The organism is Streptomyces sp. DvalAA-43 (genome assembly GCF_900091725.1).
Taxonomy (GTDB): Bacteria; Actinomycetota; Actinomycetes; order Streptomycetales; family Streptomycetaceae; genus Streptomyces; species Streptomyces pulveraceus.
This window is the reverse complement of sequence record NZ_FMBW01000016.1, coordinates 1-3,184: the sequence shown is the minus strand read 5'-3', so window position 1 is coordinate 3,184 and position 3,184 is coordinate 1. Positions and strand designations below refer to the sequence as shown.

The window sequence follows — 3,184 nt, the reverse complement described above, 5'->3', positions numbered from 1 at the left end:
ACCCATCTGACCTTCTGTCACCCCTCCCCGCATCTCGGGGGAACCTCATTCTCACGCCCGCCCGGCCCCCGACGGAGAACCGGGCGGGAGCGCTGCCAGCCAACCCTCCCCTGTTGCCAGGCCGCTTCGTTCTCTTCCTCTATTGCTTTGAAGACGGGGATCAGGAGGTGAGCAGACCGTTGATGGAGGCGCGCGTCAATTCCGGGCGGCTGAGAACGTCCGTGCTGTCGATGAACTGGTCGACGGTGCCCATAGCGGGCAAGGAGCTGATGGTCGGATTGGTGATGTTGACTCTCAGCGCCGCGGTGAAGCGTTCGGCGTGCAGAACCTGGAACGGTCTGGAGTGGTAGGGCCGCGTGGCGGGATCGACAGGGTCGGTGAGGCCGAGCTGGTTGTGTGCGACCGCGACGGCCTCGTAGGCGCCAGCCAGGTGGTACTCGCGGGTGCGCCAGTCCGTAGCAGCCAGGGCAGCGGTGATGACCGGGGTGAGGGCGGGGGCCTGGGCGGTGCGGGCGAAGGCGCTGCCGAGCCATTTGCTGTAGGGCGGGTAGCGGCGTTTCATGAGCAGGCAGAGCCGCATCAGATCGCGTACCAGGCGTGCGGCGACGACGGCGGAGCCGAGTTCGTCGCCCACTTCGCCGCAGCGGCCGACGAATGCCTCCTCCTGGGAGATGCGCTGCCACTGGCAGGCGAGCAGGTGAAGCCAGAGGTCGTGCGGGTACCATTCGAGGTTGGCGCGGATTGGTGCGAGTTGGCCGAGTCCGTCGTGGAAGACGGCACCGGCGGTGACCTCGGCGAGGAGCTGAGTGGGGGTGGCCAGCCAGTCCGGCAGGGTGACGTCGGAACGCGGGTCGAAGCCCAGTTACGCGGTGAACCAAGTCCCTGGGTCCGTGACTTCGACCCGGTGATGGACTGGCCCGTCAGTGGTCCGCATGACCCGGATGTCCCCCTCGCCGGCGGGGGCAAAGTGCGTCGGGTAGCCGCGGAAGGTTTTCGGCAGGCGTTCGGAGAGCAGTGCCGTGATCCTCGCGCCGTAGCGTGTGACGTCCTGCGAGCACAGGAAGATCTGCAGGCGGGGTCCCCATTCGTGGTCGGCGGAGCGGGCGGTATCGAATCCGAGGACTTCCGAACCGCTGCCAAGACGGGCTGCGGAGTGCGAAACCCCGGGCGCAGCTTCGTCCAGCAAAGGCCGCACGGCTTCGCAGTAGAAGCGCTGGGAGAGTTCCAGTCCGGGGATGAAGGACGGCGTGATCATGCTGGAGAGGGTGCCGGATCGGTGCCCACCCCGTCGAAGGCATTTCCCCGTCCGGCAGGTTGCTCCGGAACGCGCGTACGGCCGGTCCAACCCGCCACCTGTGTACGGAATCCAGGCGTCTCTCGACGCCCATCGAGTTCCCGAACCCCTTCGAAGAACCGACCGCTAAGCACCGCAGGCTGCGGCGCATCCACCAGTCGAGGCAGTGAAAGCGCTCCGCAGTGAACGCGCGCGCTTGCCGGCCGCGGTCCCCATCGTGGCCGATGGGGCGCCGGTGGAGTGGGGACCTGCGTCGGTGCGGCGTGTCGCGGTTTCCCACGAAATCCGGTGGAGTCTCAGCGACCGGAAGTGGTTGGGTCCTGCTCAATGCTTCGCTGACACGGCCCGGCACAGTGCGAGGCGCAAGGTCCGAATCGCAGGCGCGGTCTAGCCCGCGTGTCGTCGAGTGATGGAGGTTATCGCGGTGGCTGGTTATGGGGCGCTTTCCGACGTATACGAGTGGCTGATCGGGGACGACAGGTTGACCCCCGCCAAGGCAGCCGCGGTTTACTACAGCGATGTCGTGGGCTCTCTGCCGCCCAACGCGCGTGTCCTCGACTGCGCGTGTGGAACCGGCCAGCTCGCCGTCGGTCTCGCGAGTCTTGGCCTTGACGTGGTCGCCGCAGACGCCAGTGATGGGATGGTTCGCCGGACCGAGAAGGCTGCCGACGAGCAGAGTGTCTCGCTTCGAGCCCTCCGCGCGAGTTGGGACGAGCTGCCCGACCACCTGGAGGACTCCACGTTCGATCTGGTGTTCTGCGTCGGCAACTCGCTCGGGCACGCCAAGGGCGCAGCCGGGCGCCTGACCGCCCTGGAAGCAATGTCGCGGCTGCTGAATCCGGGCGGACGCCTTGTGCTCCACTCACGCAACTGGGAGCTCGTGCGCTCCGCCGGCTCACGGGTAGACGTCCGCGATAGACTCATCCGCCGCAACGAGCGCGATGCGGTCGTCAGCTACTACTGGCAGATCGAGCAGCGCTGGGAGCAGGAACACTTCCTCGAGATTGTGGTCGCCCAGATCGAGCCGGATGGGGCAGTGCGAGCCTGCTCGGAGCGGTTGTCCGTCTGGCCCTACCGGTACGAGGACCTCGTGGCGCAGTTGCGGAGTGTCGGGCTCACGGTGCAGTCCACCACCTTCGACCCCGAGAGCGATGGATACCTGGTGGTCGCCAGCCGCGACCAGGCGCGAGGCACGTCTGAGCTGGCGCGCTGATCCGCCTTTCGTCGTTCTCGTTGCCGACCTGCCGACCTGCCGACCTGCCGACCTGCCGACCTGCCGACCTGCCGGCTCGCGACCGCCTGCAGCGGGTTCTTCGCGAGCCGAACCCACGGCATCATCGACGCCCTGGAGGAAGCCGGCGTGGAGTGCTGGGCCGACAAGGGTTACCGGGGCGCCGGCGGCACCGTATGGCTGCCCTATTGGGGTCGCTGGGAGACGCTTCCCACAGGTCAGCAGGCTGTCAACCGCTCGCATGCAAGGATCACCCGCCGATCCTCCCGCCGCAGCGGACAACCGGCCTCCCGCGAAGCCCAACGAGACTGATCAACACGGCGTCTGTCCGGACCACCGCCACCCGGAATCCTACGGACCGGAGGCGCTGAACCATCCTCCCAGCACTGCCGCGGTCCCATCAGCAAGTGGTTGCAGCCCATGGGCATCAAGATGCGGGTGGGAGGACTACAGGGCCTTGTAGTAGCGGACCAGCGGCAAAGCTGTATATCCGGCCTTTTCGTACGTTCTCCGGGCGGGCGCATGGCCCGGGTCACCGCCAGTCCAGATGGAGACCAGCCTCACCCCGGCTTCCTTCATCCAGGTAGTCGCGAACTCTGTCAGCGTCGTACTGAGGTTCCCCCGAGATGCGGGGAGGGGTGACAGAAGGTCAGATGGTT

General features: G+C 67.0%; 1 protein-coding gene and 2 pseudogenes. 2 read left to right on the top strand and 1 reads right to left on the bottom strand.

Features of this window, described 5'->3' with window-relative positions:
* Positions 1-160: 160 nt before the first annotated feature.
* Positions 161-1,255, bottom strand: a pseudogene (locus tag GA0115234_RS03530) (DUF4037 domain-containing protein).
* Positions 1,256-1,703: 448 nt separating this feature from the next.
* On the opposite strand from GA0115234_RS03530, the gene GA0115234_RS03520 reads away from it, so the two are divergent.
* Together GA0115234_RS03520 and GA0115234_RS03515 are read left to right on the top strand one after the other, a co-directional pair.
* Complete coding sequence (locus GA0115234_RS03520; protein WP_176729060.1) at positions 1,704-2,507, top strand: class I SAM-dependent methyltransferase; 804 nt, start codon at positions 1,704-1,706, stop codon at positions 2,505-2,507.
* Between the two features lie 102 nt (positions 2,508-2,609).
* A pseudogene (locus GA0115234_RS03515) lies at positions 2,610-2,777 on the top strand (IS5/IS1182 family transposase); the annotation flags it as partial.
* Positions 2,778-3,184: the final 407 nt, after the last annotated feature.

Bases quoted from the DNA above. Each gene is read 5' to 3' on its own strand.
- GA0115234_RS03520 (WP_176729060.1), top strand. From the start codon at position 1,704: ATGGAGGTTATCGCGGTGGCTGGTTATGGGGCGCTTTCCGACGTATAC.